Origin of the sequence: Desulfuromonas sp. DDH964 (genome assembly GCF_001611275.1) — a bacterium.
Classification (GTDB): Bacteria; Desulfobacterota; Desulfuromonadia; order Desulfuromonadales; family DDH964; genus DDH964.
Genome location: NZ_CP015080.1, coordinates 308721 through 323986, shown reverse-complemented (window position 1 = coordinate 323986; position 15266 = coordinate 308721). Strand labels below are relative to the sequence as shown.

Annotated in this window: 13 protein-coding genes; 4 read left to right on the top strand and 9 right to left on the bottom strand. The window is 53.1% G+C overall.

The features are described 5' to 3' along the window. Positions 1–2: 2 nt before the first annotated feature. From DBW_RS01580 to DBW_RS01540, 9 genes are all read right to left on the bottom strand, one after another. The gene (locus DBW_RS01580) at positions 3–383 is read right to left on the bottom strand and encodes a single-stranded DNA-binding protein (RefSeq protein ID WP_066723259.1); all 381 of its coding nucleotides are present in this window, start codon (positions 381–383) and stop codon (positions 3–5) included. Between the two features lie 441 nt (positions 384–824). Beyond that, positions 825–1187, bottom strand: a complete 363-nt coding sequence (locus DBW_RS01575; RefSeq protein WP_066723257.1) for a hypothetical protein — start codon at positions 1185–1187, stop codon at positions 825–827. Between the two features lie 15 nt (positions 1188–1202). Beyond that, positions 1203–2651, bottom strand: coding sequence for a conjugal transfer protein TraH (locus DBW_RS01570; RefSeq protein WP_066723253.1), 1449 nt, complete (start codon positions 2649–2651; stop codon positions 1203–1205). After that, on the bottom strand, positions 2648–3085 hold the full coding sequence (locus DBW_RS01565) for a hypothetical protein (RefSeq protein WP_066723251.1): 438 nt from the start codon (positions 3083–3085) through the stop codon (positions 2648–2650). Before DBW_RS01565 ends, DBW_RS01570 begins: the two co-directional genes overlap by 4 nt. Then, a complete protein-coding gene (locus DBW_RS01560) occupies positions 3066–3881 on the bottom strand; it encodes a conjugal transfer protein TraF (protein ID WP_066723246.1) in 816 nt (271 codons plus the stop codon). Before DBW_RS01560 ends, DBW_RS01565 begins: the two co-directional genes overlap by 20 nt. Further along, positions 3878–5314: an HD domain-containing protein gene (locus DBW_RS01555; protein ID WP_066723243.1), complete on the bottom strand. Its 1437-nt coding sequence runs from the start codon at positions 5312–5314 to the stop codon at positions 3878–3880. The genes DBW_RS01560 and DBW_RS01555 overlap by 4 nt, the downstream gene beginning before the upstream one ends. Beyond that, the gene (locus DBW_RS01550) at positions 5304–6620 is read right to left on the bottom strand and encodes a type IV secretory system conjugative DNA transfer family protein (RefSeq protein ID WP_231875370.1); all 1317 of its coding nucleotides are present in this window, start codon (positions 6618–6620) and stop codon (positions 5304–5306) included. The genes DBW_RS01555 and DBW_RS01550 overlap by 11 nt, the downstream gene beginning before the upstream one ends. Positions 6621–6651: 31 nt before the next feature. After that, positions 6652–7359, bottom strand: a complete 708-nt coding sequence (locus tag DBW_RS01545) for a hypothetical protein (protein WP_066723238.1) — start codon at positions 7357–7359, stop codon at positions 6652–6654. Next, positions 7356–7772, bottom strand: coding sequence for a lytic transglycosylase domain-containing protein (locus tag DBW_RS01540; RefSeq protein WP_066723235.1), 417 nt, complete (start codon positions 7770–7772; stop codon positions 7356–7358). Before DBW_RS01540 ends, DBW_RS01545 begins: the two co-directional genes overlap by 4 nt. Before the next feature lie 223 nt (positions 7773–7995). Between DBW_RS01540 and DBW_RS01535 the strand changes: the two genes are divergently transcribed. The 4 genes from DBW_RS01535 to DBW_RS01515 are packed head-to-tail and all read left to right on the top strand — an operon-like array spanning position 7996 to position 15264. Further along, complete coding sequence (locus tag DBW_RS01535) at positions 7996–8214, top strand: helix-turn-helix domain-containing protein (protein WP_066729619.1); 219 nt, start codon at positions 7996–7998, stop codon at positions 8212–8214. Continuing rightward, positions 8211–10907, top strand: coding sequence for a type I restriction-modification system subunit M (locus DBW_RS01530; protein ID WP_066723232.1), 2697 nt, complete (start codon positions 8211–8213; stop codon positions 10905–10907). Before DBW_RS01535 ends, DBW_RS01530 begins: the two co-directional genes overlap by 4 nt. Beyond that, positions 10904–12130 carry a restriction endonuclease subunit S gene (locus DBW_RS17985; protein WP_082820123.1) on the top strand — a complete coding sequence of 409 codons (1227 nt, stop codon included), beginning with the start codon at positions 10904–10906 and terminating at the stop codon, positions 12128–12130. Before DBW_RS01530 ends, DBW_RS17985 begins: the two co-directional genes overlap by 4 nt. Continuing rightward, on the top strand, positions 12127–15264 hold the full coding sequence (locus tag DBW_RS01515; protein ID WP_066723218.1) for a type I restriction endonuclease subunit R: 3138 nt from the start codon (positions 12127–12129) through the stop codon (positions 15262–15264). Before DBW_RS17985 ends, DBW_RS01515 begins: the two co-directional genes overlap by 4 nt. Positions 15265–15266: the final 2 nt, after the last annotated feature.

Here is a 15266-nt window from a genome sequence, read left to right as displayed (position 1 = left end):
CCTTAGAAAGGATTCCCTTCCTGTTCCGGCTGGTCATCGAACCAGCAAAGGTCCTTGACCTTCTCCAGGAACTTCACCTGGTCCGCGACGATCTCGGTGATGTAGCGATCCTGGCCTTCCTTGTCCTGGTATTTTCGCGTGCGAATTTTGCCCTCGACAAAGACCAGCTTGCCCTTCGTCAAGTAGTTGTGGCAGGTGTCCGCCAGCGATTTCCAGGTCACGATATTGTGCCATTCGGTGAGTTCCTTGACCTCTCCGTCCTTGTCTTTGCGCCGCTCCGAAGTCGCCAGTGAGAATGTCGCCACGGGCGTTCCTGAGGCTGCGGTGCAGCGATAGTCCGGATCGGTTCCCAGCCTTCCAATCAGTTGAACCTTGTTGAGCATCTTTTTTCTCCTTTCGAGGGTTTCCCCGGACAAAAGGAGTCATCCCACCACGGGAAGAAGTCTCCTCCCGGCCGGGATGGTTGTTTGAGCAACAAAAAACCCATTCCGGCAAAGTGCCAAAACGGGTCTGAATGTTTCGGTATTCCGTCGCGCGTCGAGAAAACGCACGTTATTTCGATAAGCCGCATTTGCCGGTGGAACTTGGAAAAGCGGGATGAAACACAGGGGAGTCTGCTGTCGCGTGCAGATTGGATCACCGGGCGTTCCGGTTTCTCCCTTGGAAAATCGCCCCATGCCTGGGGTTTTCGGATCAGAGGCTTTCTCTGAAACTTTGTCCTGCTCGATAGGGAGCAAGGAGTCACTATGAAGTCATAGTGTGGATGAATACGTTTATCTTACAAAAATGCTTATTTCTGTCAAGGATGCCTTCAATAGCAGCATTTACGCTCGCTTTTTCCCTTCTTTTACTTCTTCCTCTTTCAGAGGATTATCGAATCCGCGAGGGGCACGGTAAGACATCCCCAGCGCCTGACACATCTCGGCGTTGAGCTTGTTCATTTCCTGGCGCAGCTCCTCGTTGCGCTCCAGAAATTTGACCGCCTGTTCAACCGGGACGCCATTCGGCCGGCCAAGCTGGTTTCGCAACCGGTTGATGATGTAGTCATTGGCCGAAAGCAGCCGAATGAAGTCGTTGGTTTCAGCGGCCCGGCGCGAGATGACTTCCATATCGTCACGCTTGGCCAGTTCAAGCTTCCGATCCAGCCGCTCCTGGCGGAAATTCTGTTTCCCGTTACCTTTTGCCATGCGTTCCTCCCTTGGTTAGATACCCATTACGCGAGTTGCCACGCCTTCTCCAAATCGTTGACGTAAAGACTGGTAGGCTTCTTCGCTGAAGCGTTGTTGTTTCCGGACAAATTCATAAATGGTGTTCAGTTCGGCCACGGTCGTTGCGTATTCCGTCTGGACCTCCCGCATGAGATCGAAAAGACGGCTTTCGATCTTTTCGACCGCTGCCATGGACTCGGAGACATTCTCGATTCGACATGACGATGTGGCGTTGTTCCCTGCGGGTCCGCCTTGAGTGCTCATGATGTTCTTGGCCGTCTCGAAGATCCCCCGGGTCTTGGCGTACATGTCGGTCAGGATCGAGTAGGCGTAGGCTTTGGCGGTCACGTCCGAGAGTTGGGCGATAACCGCGCCTTCCTGCTGCTCCCCAACAGCGGTTTTCAGGACCAGCCCCACCGCGAGCGGAGAGGCGTTGATGAATGCCTGATCCGTTGTGGACAGGGGCTGCCGGTTCCTATACCGGCTGGCGATGCCAATCAGACGGTTCTGAACGTACTGGCGAAGATTCCGGTTGGCGTCGGAGATGGTCGAGCAGGCCCCATTGGTCGGTTTGCCCTGGGCCGTTCCGTCAAGAAGATCCTTGAGCCCCTTGTCCTGGTCGCAGGGCTTGTCATAAACCACTTTGTAGGCGTTGATGTTCAGGGCGGGGTTGGGGGCCTGAATGAAAATATCTCCCACGTATCCCCGGATCAGGTTGAGGTAGTCGGCATTGGTGATTCCCACTCGGGCACCCGCCTGTTCCAGAATGCTGCCGCCCGCGAAAACGGACCGGAAGTCGGTCGAACAGCCGGTCATGGACGCAGTGGCGGCGGCCGGGTCCGGCTTGTCGTTGTCCGCTTGTCGCAGCTGTTGAAACTCGGTCCAGAGATCCCCGCCACCAGTTGACTGCCACCAATCGGCCTGGATCGCGGCCAATTCCCCCTGCTTGTTCTGGGGCGCGAGAGGACTGGCGATTGTGGCAACCAGGGCACGGGCCGATTTGCATTCATCGAGCTGGATATTGTTGAGCCTGTCCGCAATCGACTCAAGGGAACGTATGGTGTCCGAAACCTGCGGAGCCAGAACCTTCAGGGCGACATCGAAGGCGGCTGCCGGTGCCGCCGACATGATGCGTTGGAGCTTCTGAACCAGGTAGTCCGGGTCCAGAAAAGAAAAGCCACCCATGAAAGCGTCTATACCGCCGCAGCCGGTTTTGAGCCTTGGCGGCGTCACACTCCAGAGGTAGTCGTTCTGCAGGTTCCAGCGGGCGGAAAAACCGCCACCGGTGTAATACCCCCGCTTTTGCCCCTCGAAGTAGCCGGGCGATGTCTCAACCTTCTGGTCAATCCAGTCATCCACCCAGCCTGCGGACCATCCGGTCGAAGATGAACACGCGAGCATGACCAGCGCAGACACCCCAGCGATAATAGCTTTCCTGTTCATGACGGCTCTCCTTGATCCACTCGAATGACCAGCCGCTCCAGCGGGACGGACAGATCCTCCGGGGAGCAGCCGACAAGCTCGGCTATTTCCGATCGCGTGGTATGCCGCCAGTCGGTTCGTCCCTTCTGCAGCCTCACCATAGCCAGTCGCTCACCCAGTTCCTTTTCCCCATATACGGCTTCATCATTGTAATGCTCGACAAGAAGCGGATTGGCTCCGAGGGCTTCATCGGAATACTTCTCCAGAATGGAAGACCAGATCCCTTCAATGGCGTTGGTCACCGAGGGCCCGGGGTTGTGGCGGATCTCGCTGGCAACCAGCAAAGTCCCCTGTCCTTTGGCGATCACGCGCAAGTGACAGACGCCCCATGTCTGGGGGACAAATCCGGGATACACCAGATAACTGTCTTGAACGTTAGCGTCCGGTTTCGACATCGAATCCTCCCCCTTTCTGAAAGTCATAGAGATTGAAGTTCTCCGGAGAGACTTCTCCCTTGAGCAGCCGGATACCGCGATAGAGGTTGGCCTCGATCTCGGACGCCGAGGCGACGCCGGCTGTCACCGGAATGAAATCCTGCTTTCCACGCTGGATGAGCAACAGGGAGGGCGTGGTCTGGACGCCAAACCTGCCGGCCAGTTCCGGTTTCAGGTCCACATCGATGGGCTTGATCGTCCAACCGAAACGATCCTGAAAGTAACCGAGGATGCCTTCCTGCTCCTGGCAGAATGGACAGCTTTCGGATTTGAAGTAGAGCAGGGCAAAGTCCTCTCGGCCCTTCGCAAGAAGCCGCTCGCGTTCCTCGACCTTTTCCCGCGTCACCGCTTTTCGTCCAGGTGCGGCGAGCGGGGAATCTTTGGCCACCGACAACTCCGGGTTCTTTTGCCAGACAACCTCCGACGCATTGGCGAACGCCACCGCTTTGCGGCGGATTACATCCTGAACCACGTAATGCCGCCTGACGTTTTCTTCGGACGGAACCCGAACAGCCTCCTTCTTGACCGCTTCGGCGTACTCTCGAAGTTTGTCCGCATCCATCGTCCACATCTGTTCCGGCGAATAGGCCGGAAGGTTAGGCTCCTGAGCCTTCTCCTCCTTCGAAACCGGAGGTGGGTCTTCATACCACCACCAGCCTTTTTGCGCGTCCTTCCGATATACGTCCGCCCCGGACACGGAACTAGCAAGGACCAGGCTCACGCAAATGGAGGCCAGGAAAATGCACACTCTGCTCATTCGGTCTGGTCCTTTTTCTCCGCGTTGCCCACTTTCACCTTCTTGATCATCCGGTTCAACGTATCGGACTTGAGTACCTCCAGCTTGGATGGAACATTGCTGAAGATTTCAGCCCGAAATGGAATCAACGGGACCCTCATGCTCTTGCCTGACGGCATAACCACCAGGCACTGAGTCGTGTAATACCCTTCCCCGAGGAGCTCGGTCGCAATGGCTTTCTGTTCATCAGCCAGTCTTTGGACAACCGCCTTCAGCATCTCTCTCTTGTTCTGCTCGTTCGCGTCCGCCGCAAGCAAAATCGGCGCATTGTTGGCTAACCGTTTCACCTCACTCCACAAAGCGTCTGGCTGGGCTAGCACCCAGCCTTCCGGAACCGAAATGACCGACCAGCGGTTTTTCTCAACCTTGTTGATCTTCCGTCGAAGCCCCTTCAGCAGGCGATCCAGATCAATGCTGGACAGGTCGAAATCCCCGGAGACATTCTCCTGAAGATCTGCGCTCTCTTCTTTCTCCCTATTGGGGACGGTGGGAAGCTGGGGGACCTCGCTTTCAGAGTCTGCCTTCTCAGGTTTTGATTTGACCTGTGGCTGTTTCCGGGAAGAAGAATTCCACGGTAAGGAGGCTTGTTCCGTTTTCTCTGTTTCTGGAGAACTGGGTGTCTGCCGGCTGATTTCCAGAAGTCGTACCTGGTGATCCGCTTCCTTCAGGGCTCGGCCGAGAGACGATTCGGGATTCAGGAGATGATGCTGACGGATGGCCAGGCTGATTTCGTCCCGGTTCGACATCGACTCGAAGCCGGGGGTCTTGTGCAGCACGATGATGGAAATGATCGGGTGATCGCCGGTCAGATAAAGCGTGTTCTGGTAAGCGGGGATTTTTCCAAGGTCATGGCCTAGCCCCGCGATCAGGGCATCGGGGATGAGCATCGCCTGGTTCATGGCTTCGGCAAGGTGGTTCGCGACCTCCAGTGAATGCTTCCACAGCGGGATTGATGCCAGCATGTCGAACACGTTCGGGGCGTACTTTTTCTCCGCCTCGGAACTGTTTTTCTGGACCACGGAGGGGCAATCGCCATCCCTGTCCAGAAGAGCGAGGAGTCCTTCGACGATCTCTTTTTTCATATCCTTGACCACTGGATGAGAAACCCACTTCGCGTGAAACCTCTGGATCTCAGGACAACGATAGGTTGGCGGCGGTTTCGGTTCGGCCTTCGCTTCAGGCGTCGTTCGCCAGATCCGGGCGATGTCCCGAAAGTCGAGTTCCGTTTCCTTGCCGGTCCAAAGCCGGGATATGTCGGCCAGGGATTGTTCCTCCTGTCTGGGTTTGCCGTCGTCTCCCGAGCTATCTTTTGATGACCGTAGCTGTGCGACCGCATAGGTGCCCAAAACGACAGCGACTCCGCCTGCAGCCCAGGTCAATACGTCAAACGGCATGGGCGTCATCGTGCTGCCGCGCGGCCAAGATCGCGGTGGGCGCGTCCGGAAACCGGATCGTAAGTTTTGGGTCCTCTACGGTTGCCGTTTTCCCTCGGTACCGCCCCGAGTAGGTCATCATGTAGAATTCGCGGGGTTGCAGACCCAGAATGTCCTGGGTCTTGAGAACATCCTCCTCGATCTCGCGGGTGGTGATCTGGGCCGGGTTATAGATGCTGTTCAAGACCTTGCGCCGGCCGAAATGTTGCACGACGTATTCGGAGGTCTCCGGATCTGAACAGCGCATGAAGATCTTCGTGTTGGTGTTGTCCAGAATGGACTTGGCGAAATCCTCGCCCACGGCGGCGTAGAGCTGATTCACGGACTGGGCGAAGGCGTGCACCATCACATCCGCCGACCCGGCCTTGGCGAACAGATCCTCCACGCCCTGATAGAAAAGACTTTGGGCCTCGTCAATGTAGATCGACAGGCCGGGAGCGACCCGCTGCTTTCCTGATAGGTAGACCCGCCCGACGAAGGACTGGATCATCGACAGCAGCACTTTACCGAGTGTCGCCCCGGCTTCCCGGGTAATCATGGACCCGGTATGAACCACCAGGATGACCCGTTTCCCTGATTCCAGCCGTTCGATGAAGCGGTTCGATTCTGCCTTGCCGATGATCGCCCCGATGTTGCCGCTGGACAGCTCGTTAAGACAGGTCCGCAGGGTCGAGCTGACCTTGGCGTAGTAGTCTTGGGGAGAATTGAGGATGTCCTGGATGACACCGGAAATTGAGGCCGCTTCCGGTTCGCTGACTCGCAGCAGTGCGTTGGCCATTTCCTCCAGTGCCTTGCGGCGGATGCTCTGGCGAATGGAGTCGATGTTCTGCAGGGGGACCCGGCCCTCTGCCCGGGCCAGCAGTATGTTTCCGGTGATCACCGCCGAGGTGATTTCCTTGGCGATGTTGCGATAGAAAGGCTCCCGTCCTCCCTGGATGCCGCTGACGATGTGCCCCACCAGCTCGTCGGGCATGAAGTAATAAGCGAGCGGATCAACCACGGCCGAATACTCCGGGAAGACCGGGGTCACCAGCATCATTTCGGATTCCCTTCCGACCTGCCGGGCAACATCGAAGATCTTGGTGAAAATCTGCTGATCGCCTTTGGGATCGAGGAAGACGACGCTCTTGCCGGCACGGATATCCTGCTCAATCATCATTTCCGCCAAGCGGGTTTTGCCGACACCGGTGGTCCCGAACACGAAAGTGTGCCGCTTTCGGTAGCTGTCCGGAAGAGAGATATCGACAATCTTGCCCGGGGCGTCCATGTGAACTCCGGTGCCAAGAAGGGTCATCGTCTCAGGAATCTTTTTTCGCCACCACACGGACGATAATCCTTTCTCCCAATTCTTTGCCGACAGCCTGGATCGCCTCTTTGGGTATCCTCTCGGATGTTTCGATTTCACTGAAAGCACCAGCAATGCGCCGCCGACACCTAATAGACTGCTCGCCGGTCATTTCTCGCAGCAGGCTTTCAGGCAGGGATTTTGAAGTGCGACTGAGCCGGATCAGGACTTTGGCTTTGTCCTTTTCCACCACCGGAAGGACGCTGGTGATGAGAAATGCTTTCCTGACTCCAATATGGAGCCCGCTTCTTTCATGGGGAGGTAGCTGCCGGGCATAACAGGTTCCCGTCAGGATGAGGCTTTTGAGATGATCCTCGACTTCAAGGTCGACGGTCAGTCCCTCATCCGGGGCAATTCTTCTGATTTCCCCGAGGATATGGCGACCGCGTAGGGTTCTGAGATATTCCTGCTCGCGGAGGCTCTGGCGTTTTTCCAATTCACGTTCGATCTGGTAGCGGATTTGCCGTTTGAGCTGTCGGGAGAGGCTGGAAAGATCAATCTGCCTGTTGCCCAGGGCGACGACTTCCATCTCCACGCCAACACTGACCAGGATATCCATGTTGAACGCTTTGGAAAGAACGCCGGATATAGCTTCCTCTATGGCAAGAGCGGCTTCAGGTGCGGGGAGGTCGTACTTGGCGAGCAGATCCAGGGGAATCATAGTCCCCCCCTGGCACGCGCCAGAATGGTCGCGATTTTCAACGCGTAGGCGTCTCTCCGTTCAGGCGTCCGGCTGTGATAGCACCCCACGGCTTTCCAGGTGTAGCCGTAGTCCTGAACGCACTGGTTCAATATCCAGGCACCAGCCATGACATTGGTACAGGGATCATCCAAGTGATCCCAGGTCTTGCCGAGCTGTTCGGCCCAGATTGAATTGACCTGCATCAGTCCAACATCGACAGTGCCGTTGCGGTTTTGGTTGATGGCGCTCAGGTCAAGTCCGCTCTCGACCTTGGCAATGCCCCAAAGCAGCCAAGGAGATACCTGGTATCGACTTCCCGCCTCCTGGAAACAAAAAGCCGACACCCAATTTGGAAAGAGGACCAGAAAAAGCAGCAGGAGAGTTTTTTTCAATGGCAATCGCCTCGGTGAGTGTTGCCGTGGGAATGGGGAGGGGGGGAAGTGTTTCTTCTAAAATCAGCAGGCAAAATCGGGCGAAATCGGCTAAAATCGTTTGACCTTTGCCTTGGAATATTGCATCTTTAGGGAGTTTTTATGATGGGAGGGGGTCCCTTCATTTATACCCACCATCTATGAAGAGCGCTTGCTCTTCCACATTCTATTCGGAGAGCAGAGAATGTCGAAAACCGAAGACCGCTGGCTTTCGATTCACGAGATTTGCGAACACCTGGGTGTCAGTAGTGACACGGTCTACAAATGGATTGACAAACATACAATGCCCGCACATCGCATGGGCCGCCTTTGGAAGTTCAAAAAAGACGAGGTCGATGAGTGGGTGAAAGCTGGTAGCGCAGCAGCAGAAGAGAAGAAACGGCAAACAGGAGATAAAAAGTGAACAAAGAGAAAATTACTCTATCGCAGCTTGAATCCTTTTTGCTGAAAGCTGCCGATATTCTACGTGGAAAAATGGATGCTTCCGAGTTCAAGGAATTCATCTTTGGCATGCTTTTCCTGAAGCGGCTCTCGGATGAATTTGATCGGAAACGGCACCAACTGCGTCATGAAACCTTTGCACATTTGAAAGATCAGCCCGACCTGGTTGATGAGCTCCTTGAGGATAAAACATCCTACGGTGAGACCTTTTACGTGCCCAAACGTGCCCGCTGGCACGAAACATGGGTGGATGAGGACGGTAATACCGTCCCCGCCTTGAAAGATTTAAAGCACGACATTGGCAACATGCTCAATAAAGCCATTGCCGCCATTGAGGACGAGAATGATTCCCTTGCCGGAGTGCTCAAGAACAATATCAATTTCAATGAAATCAAGGGGAAAACCAAGATTCCAGATCAGAAATGGAAAGACCTCCTCGACCATTTCAATCAGCCCAATTTTGTCCTCGTAAATGACAACTTTGAGTTTCCTGATCTTCTCGGGGCCGCCTATGAATACCTGATTAAATATTTTGCCGACAGTGCGGGCAAAAAAGGTGGCGAATTCTATACCCCCGCCGAAGTAGTCCGCCTGCTGGTGCAGCTCGTCAAGCCACAGGCAGGCAATACCATTTATGACCCTACGGTCGGCTCAGGCGGTTTTCTGATTCAGGCACATCAATATGTCGAAGAGCAGGGTCAGGACCCCAACGATCTGGCTCTTTATGGACAGGACTCCAACGGCACGGTCTGGTCCATCTGCAACATGAATATGATCCTCCATAACATCAGCCGTTTTACCATCGAAAACGGCGATACTCTGGAGGACCCGCAAATTCTCGAGAATGGTCAGATTCGCAAGTTCGACCGGGTACTGGCCAATCCTCCCTTTTCCCAGAATTACAATCGAGCCAACGTTAAATTTACCCATCGTTTTCGGGAGTGGTGTCCCGAGACCGGTAAAAAAGCCGACCTCATGTTCGTCCAACACATGCTGGCCAGCCTCAAGGGCGACGGCCACATGGCCACCATCATGCCCCATGGAGTGCTGTTCCGTGGCGGCAAGGAAAAGCTGATCCGAGAAATTTTCATCAATGATGACGTCATCGAGGCTATCATCAGCCTGCCGCAAGGCCTGTTTTACGGCACCGGCATCCCCGCCTGTGTGCTGGTCTGCAACAAAAACAAGCCGGATCATTTGCGCAACAAAGTGCTGTTTATCAACGCAGACCGTGAATTTGCCGAGGGCAAGAATCAAAACAAGCTGCGCCCGGAAGACATCGAGAAAATCGACACCATTTTCACCCTAAAACAGGACCTCCCAAAATACAGCCGCCTGGTCGACAACTCCGAGATCATCGATAAGCACGATTACAACCTGAACATTCGCCGTTATGTTGACAACACCCCGGAACCGGAGCCAGAAGATGTACAAGCCCATCTCATCGGCGGCATTCCGGAAGATGAAGTAACGGCGCAACATGAGGACTTTGCCCGTTTTGGCCTAGCCGCTGAAACACTCTTTCAAGCGGAACGTGCAAAGTACCTCGCCTTCAAGGAGGCTGTTTCAGACAAGGCGGATATAAAAAACCTTATCGAGGCCGATTTGGCCGTTGTCCAAACGATTGCCACCCACGCGCAAGCCATTGAAGATTGGTGGCAGGTGGCGCAGAACGATTTTGCCCGGCTAGAGCGGGCCAATAATGGCAATGGCAACGGCAAAAAAATGCCGGATGTACGCCTTGAGCTACTGACAACGATCAAGAGCAAAATGGCCCCCCTAAGCGTACTGGACGAATTCAAAAGCGCAGGCGTGTTTGTGAACTGGTGGCAACAGATTCGCTACGACTTGAAAACCATTGTTTCCATCGGCTGGCATCACACCCTGATCCCCGATGACTATCTGATTGCGGAATTCTTTCAGGCCGAGGCCGACGCGATTGAATCCTTGGAAACCAAAATCAGCGAACTACAAAGCGAGTTGGCCGAGGCCGTCGAAACCGCCCAGGAGAAGGCAGCCTACGAGCCGGACGAGGACGAGAAGGTTAATGCCGCCGTCATTAAAAAGGCGTTGAAGGCACTCATCGATGATTTGAAGGACACACCCGGGGCCTCTGCCAGGCGGGAACTGGATGAGCTGAAAAAACTGGATGCTGCCATCAAGAAAATTGAGAAAAAAATCAAGGACGCCAAGGCCACCCTGAAAGAGAAAACCACGGAGCTGGAACTGAAACTCGAATTGAAACGTCTGGGCGCTGAAGGGTTCACTGATGAAAACCGGGAACTGATTCGGCAGGTTGATAAACAAATGACCGAACTTGATGCAGGCAATAAGACGGATAAGAAAAAAGTCACCGCCCTGCAAAAAGACAAGGCCGCCCTGCAGGCACGCATTGCCCGAACCGATACCCTGCTGGCGGAAATCGGCGGCCAACTGACTGTCGAAGAAGCTAAGCGACTTATTCTGAAGAAACTTTACGACATTGCCAGTCGAGAACTGGACCGGTACTTAAGCGCGGAAAAGCGAGCACTGATTCAGGGAGTTGAAAATCTCTGGAATAAATATGCGATTAGCAGCCAGAAGCTTGAGCAGAAACGGGAAGAGACGCTTGAGGAGTTGAACGGATTTCTGGAAGGGTTGGGGTATTTGAAATGAATACAGTCACTCTCGATTCCGAAATAAACAGAGGGAATATCAAACTTGGTCGAGGTAACATCATCTCCTCGATAGATATTGCCCGTAATCCGGGCGACTATCCAATTTACTCTTCTTCCGCAAAAGGGACAGGCGAGTTTGGTCGTTACGGCGATTACATGTTCGATGAAGAACTGATTACATGGTCTGTAGACGGTGGCGGAAGGTTCTTTTTTAGACCTAAGCATAAATTTTCAGTGACAAATGTATCTGGATTTATGCGAATTGACGCGGACATTTGGGATAGGAAATTTGTTTATTATAGTCTGGATTTTCAGCATCAGAAAATAACTTTTGATTACCAAACAAAAGCTCATCCCAGTGTTATTCGGACCTTATATCAACTTGCAGAGTTCTCCAAACCAGAACAATCCAAAATCGCTGAAGTCCTTTCCAAAGTCGATCAGGCCATTGAGCAGACAGAAAGCTTGATTGCCAAGCAGCAGCGCATCAAGACCGGCCTGATGCAGGATCTCCTCACTCGGGGTATTGATGAACACGGCAATCTTCGCTCCGAAGAAACCCATGAGTTCAAGGATTCACCCTTGGGGCGGATTCCGGTGGAGTGGGAGGTGAATGTTTTTGGCGATGTTGGTGAATGGTACAGTGGCGGAACCCCCTCCAAGACGAACAGCCGCTTTTGGGATGGCAACGTGCCTTGGGTGTGTCCAAAAGACATGAAACAGTTAGACCTTTTTGCGAGCATCGACACAATTACAGATTATGCGGTGAAAACAGGGACAAAACTAATGCCAGTCGCTACTGTTTTTATCGTTGTAAGAGGGATGATTTTGGCCCATACCTTTCCTGTAGGGTATGCGAAATGTAAGATGGCTTTTAATCAAGATGTGAAGGCAATCGTAACTAAGGAAGGAGTAATTGGGCGCTACCTTGCGTTCTGGCTGGTTTCCAATTCTCATCAGTTTCTGAAACTCACGACAACTGCCACGCATGGAACTAAGCGTTTTGATATGGATGAATTATTCGCGCTTCCTATAGGCGTACCGCAACCCCATGAACAACAATCGATTGTGAGTATTTTTGATTCACAGCAATCCATAATAGAACGTTCGATAGCCCACGCTCATAAGCTTCAAGAGATAAAAACCGCCTTGATGCAAGACCTACTCACCGGCAAAAAACGGGTGACGCCGTTATTGGAAAAGACGGAGGTCCACTCATGAGCACAAAGAAAACCGCAAACCATATCAAGCTCGATGAGCGCAACCATGTGGAAAAGCCGTTACTCGATCAGCTATCCAGCCTTGGCTGGGAGATTATCGACCTGACGGATGAGAAGCAGACTCCGGCCCATACCTTCCGCGACAATTTCACCGAAGTGGTCATGCCGAAGGTCCTGCGGGAGCAGGTCAAGGTGATCAATCCCTGGCTGGACGATGACCAGGTTGAAGAGGTCACCAAGCAGTTGACGGCAAGTTTTCCAGGAACGGGGCTTATTGAGAACAACCAATACGCACTCCACCTGCTGCTGGAAAACACCAGTGTCAGCGAAAACCGTAAGACGGGCGAGCAAAGCCCGACAGTGCGGTTTATCGATTATGACAAGAACCCATTGACGAACAATCGATTCATCGCGGTTTGTCAGTTCAAGGTCCGCATTCTCGGCACCGAGCATCACATCATTCCGGACATAGTTCTGTTTGTGAATGGTCTGCCGGTAGTGCTGATCGAGTGTAAATCGCCGAAGGTCAAAGACGCCATACCCGAAGCCATCGACCAGATATTGCGATACAGCGAACAGCGCGGTGCCAAAGGTGAAGGCAGTGCGCCGCTTTTCTATTTCAATCAGATCATCATCGCCACTTGCCGCCAAGAAGCCAAGTTCGGGACGATCACCACCCACAGCGAAAAACATTTTTACCGTTGGTCCGATCCCTACCCACGCACACTGAATGACCTCGACCACGGATCGGGCAGTCCCAACGATCAGCAGCGCCTGGTGGCGGGCATGATGGACAAGGGCAATCTCCTCGACCTGATTCGTACCTTCACCCTGTTCTCCACCAATGACAAGGGGCAGACGATCAAGATTGTCGGCCGTTACCAGCAGTTCAGGGCGGTGAAACTGGCAGTGCAGCGTCTGCTCCAAGGGAAAAGCCCACGCGAACGTAGCGGCATTATCTGGCACACCCAGGGGTCGGGCAAGTCACTCACCATGATGTTCATGGTGCGCGAGATGTATCGGCATGCGGCGTTGTCCAACTGGAAGGTTGTGTTTGTGACCGACCGGACCCAGTTGGAAGGGCAGCTCAATGAAACCAGTTGCAGTATAGGCTTTACGGTCAAGGTGGCGAATAGCATCAAAAAGCTCAAGGAGCTGCTCAGCGCCGACACCTCGGATCTGGTGATGGCCATGATCCATAAGTTCCGCGAGGCAGACCTGACCGAAACCTTCCCTCAACTCAATGACAGTCCCAATATCCTGGTCATGACGGACGAGGCCCACCGTTCACAGTACAAGATGCTGGGTGCGAACCTGGACAAGGGCATCCCAAATGCCGCGAAAATCGGCTACACCGGCACCCCAATAGACAAAACTGAACGAGTCTTTGGCGACTACATCGATAAATACACTATGCGCCAGGCCATCGACGACGGGGTTACTCTGGAGATCGTTTACGAAGGCCGCACTCATAACGCGGAAGTGCCCGATCAGGCGGGCATGGACCAGGCGTTTGCGGATATATTCAGCGATTACAATCTGCAAGAACGCCTTGAAATACTAGGGTTTGGGTCGCGAGACGCCTATCTTGAGGCTGAATCGACCATAGAAGCCAAGGCGAAGGACATGGTGGACCACTACCTTACCCATGTGTTCCCCAATGGCTACAAGGCTCAAGTTGTGGCGACTTCAAGAGAAGCGGCGGTCCGGTACAAGAAATATATAGATGCCGCTTTAAAGGCGAAGATAGAGGATCTGCAAAAAGCTAACCCGGGCGGTCTGGAAATTGAACAGCTTAAGAAGATGCAATCGGATGTCATCATTTCCGGTGGACATAACGATCTGCCGCATTTGAAATCGTATTCCGATAGTTCGAAACATGAGCGCAGTATCAAAAGTTTCAAACTTAGCTTTGGCGGCAAGGACGAAGGGGTGACCGGCGACATGGGCATCCTCATCGTCAATAACATGCTCATCACCGGCTTTGACGCGCCCGTTGAGCAGGTCATGTACCTGGACAAGGTTATTACTGATCACAATCTTCTTCAGGCAATTGCCCGGGTAAACCGTGTTGGCGGCGACACCAAAGACAAGGGCTTTGTCGTTGATTATGTCGGTGTGGGTCATCACCTGAAAAAAGCCATCGATGCCTATGACGAGCGGGAACAAAAAGAAATCATCGATACGCTGAGCTTCCCGGAAGAAGAGCTCCGCGACCTCCAAAACATCCATGCCGAAATTATGGGCCTGCTTCAAAACCACGGTCTGACGGACCTCACGGACCATGATGCGTTCTTTGATGTTTTTTATGACGAGGACTTGCGTTTTGACTATATCCAGGCCTTCAAGAATTTCACGAAATGCATGAACCTGGTCTTTCCCGCCCGGCAAGCGTTGGATTTTATGAGCGACTATAATGCTCTTGCGGAAATTAATGTTCTGGCCGGAAAGCATTTCCGTGACGAACGCTTAAGCATGAAAGGTATACCGCCCAAGCTTCGTGCGATTACCGACCAGTATCTGGAATCGAAGAGTATTGATCAGAAAATTGAGCCGATTTCAATTCTTGATGAGGACTTTGAGAAAAATGTCGGCAAGCGTAACCGCACCAAGACCAAGGCGGCGGAAGTGGAACACGCTATTCGTCATCACTTGGATGTTGAACTGGATGACGATCCGGATTTACAGGCCTCCTTTGCCGAGGCACTGGCGCAGATATTCCAGGATTTTCGCGATAATTGGAAAAAAATTTATGAAGAGCTGGAAAAATTGCGAGAGCGCATCAAAAGCGCCAGCAAGGAGCCGACCTATGGCCTCCACCGTAAGAAACAGATGCCGTTTTTTCGGAGCTTTAAACGTGAAGTTTTTGGCGAAAAGGCACTGGATGAGGATGAAATTTCGGTTCTCGTCGATCTCACCCAGCAGGTTTTCCTAGTTATTGAAAGGGAACTGAAGCTTGCCGGTTTCTGGGAGAGCATTCCTGCTCGCAACAAGCTCAAAGCCGATATCCAAGCGACACTTTTGCAGCCTGCCTATACAAAGCTGCCGAACTTGCTTCAAAATCGCGCCCAGGTCATCAGCCGGGTGATGGAAATAGCAGAAAAGAATAATGATGTGATTCTTTACGCGGAGTAAAC

What these genes read in the sequence shown, in the direction of transcription:
- DBW_RS01565 (WP_066723251.1), bottom strand. Translation starts at nt 3,085, where the DNA reads ATGTCGAAACCGGACGCTAACGTTCAAGACAGTTATCTGGTGTATCCC.
- DBW_RS01575 (WP_066723257.1), bottom strand. Translation starts at nt 1,187, where the DNA reads ATGGCAAAAGGTAACGGGAAACAGAATTTCCGCCAGGAGCGGCTGGAT.
- DBW_RS01535 (WP_066729619.1), top strand. Translation starts at nt 7,996, where the DNA reads ATGTCGAAAACCGAAGACCGCTGGCTTTCGATTCACGAGATTTGCGAA.
- DBW_RS01580 (WP_066723259.1), bottom strand. Translation starts at nt 383, where the DNA reads ATGCTCAACAAGGTTCAACTGATTGGAAGGCTGGGAACCGATCCGGAC.
- DBW_RS01570 (WP_066723253.1), bottom strand. Translation starts at nt 2,651, where the DNA reads ATGAACAGGAAAGCTATTATCGCTGGGGTGTCTGCGCTGGTCATGCTC.
- DBW_RS17985 (WP_082820123.1), top strand. Translation starts at nt 10,904, where the DNA reads ATGAATACAGTCACTCTCGATTCCGAAATAAACAGAGGGAATATCAAA.
- DBW_RS01560 (WP_066723246.1), bottom strand. Translation starts at nt 3,881, where the DNA reads ATGAGCAGAGTGTGCATTTTCCTGGCCTCCATTTGCGTGAGCCTGGTC.
- DBW_RS01555 (WP_066723243.1), bottom strand. Translation starts at nt 5,314, where the DNA reads ATGCCGTTTGACGTATTGACCTGGGCTGCAGGCGGAGTCGCTGTCGTT.
- DBW_RS01545 (WP_066723238.1), bottom strand. Translation starts at nt 7,359, where the DNA reads ATGATTCCCCTGGATCTGCTCGCCAAGTACGACCTCCCCGCACCTGAA.
- DBW_RS01550 (WP_231875370.1), bottom strand. Translation starts at nt 6,620, where the DNA reads ATGGACGCCCCGGGCAAGATTGTCGATATCTCTCTTCCGGACAGCTAC.
- DBW_RS01515 (WP_066723218.1), top strand. Translation starts at nt 12,127, where the DNA reads ATGAGCACAAAGAAAACCGCAAACCATATCAAGCTCGATGAGCGCAAC.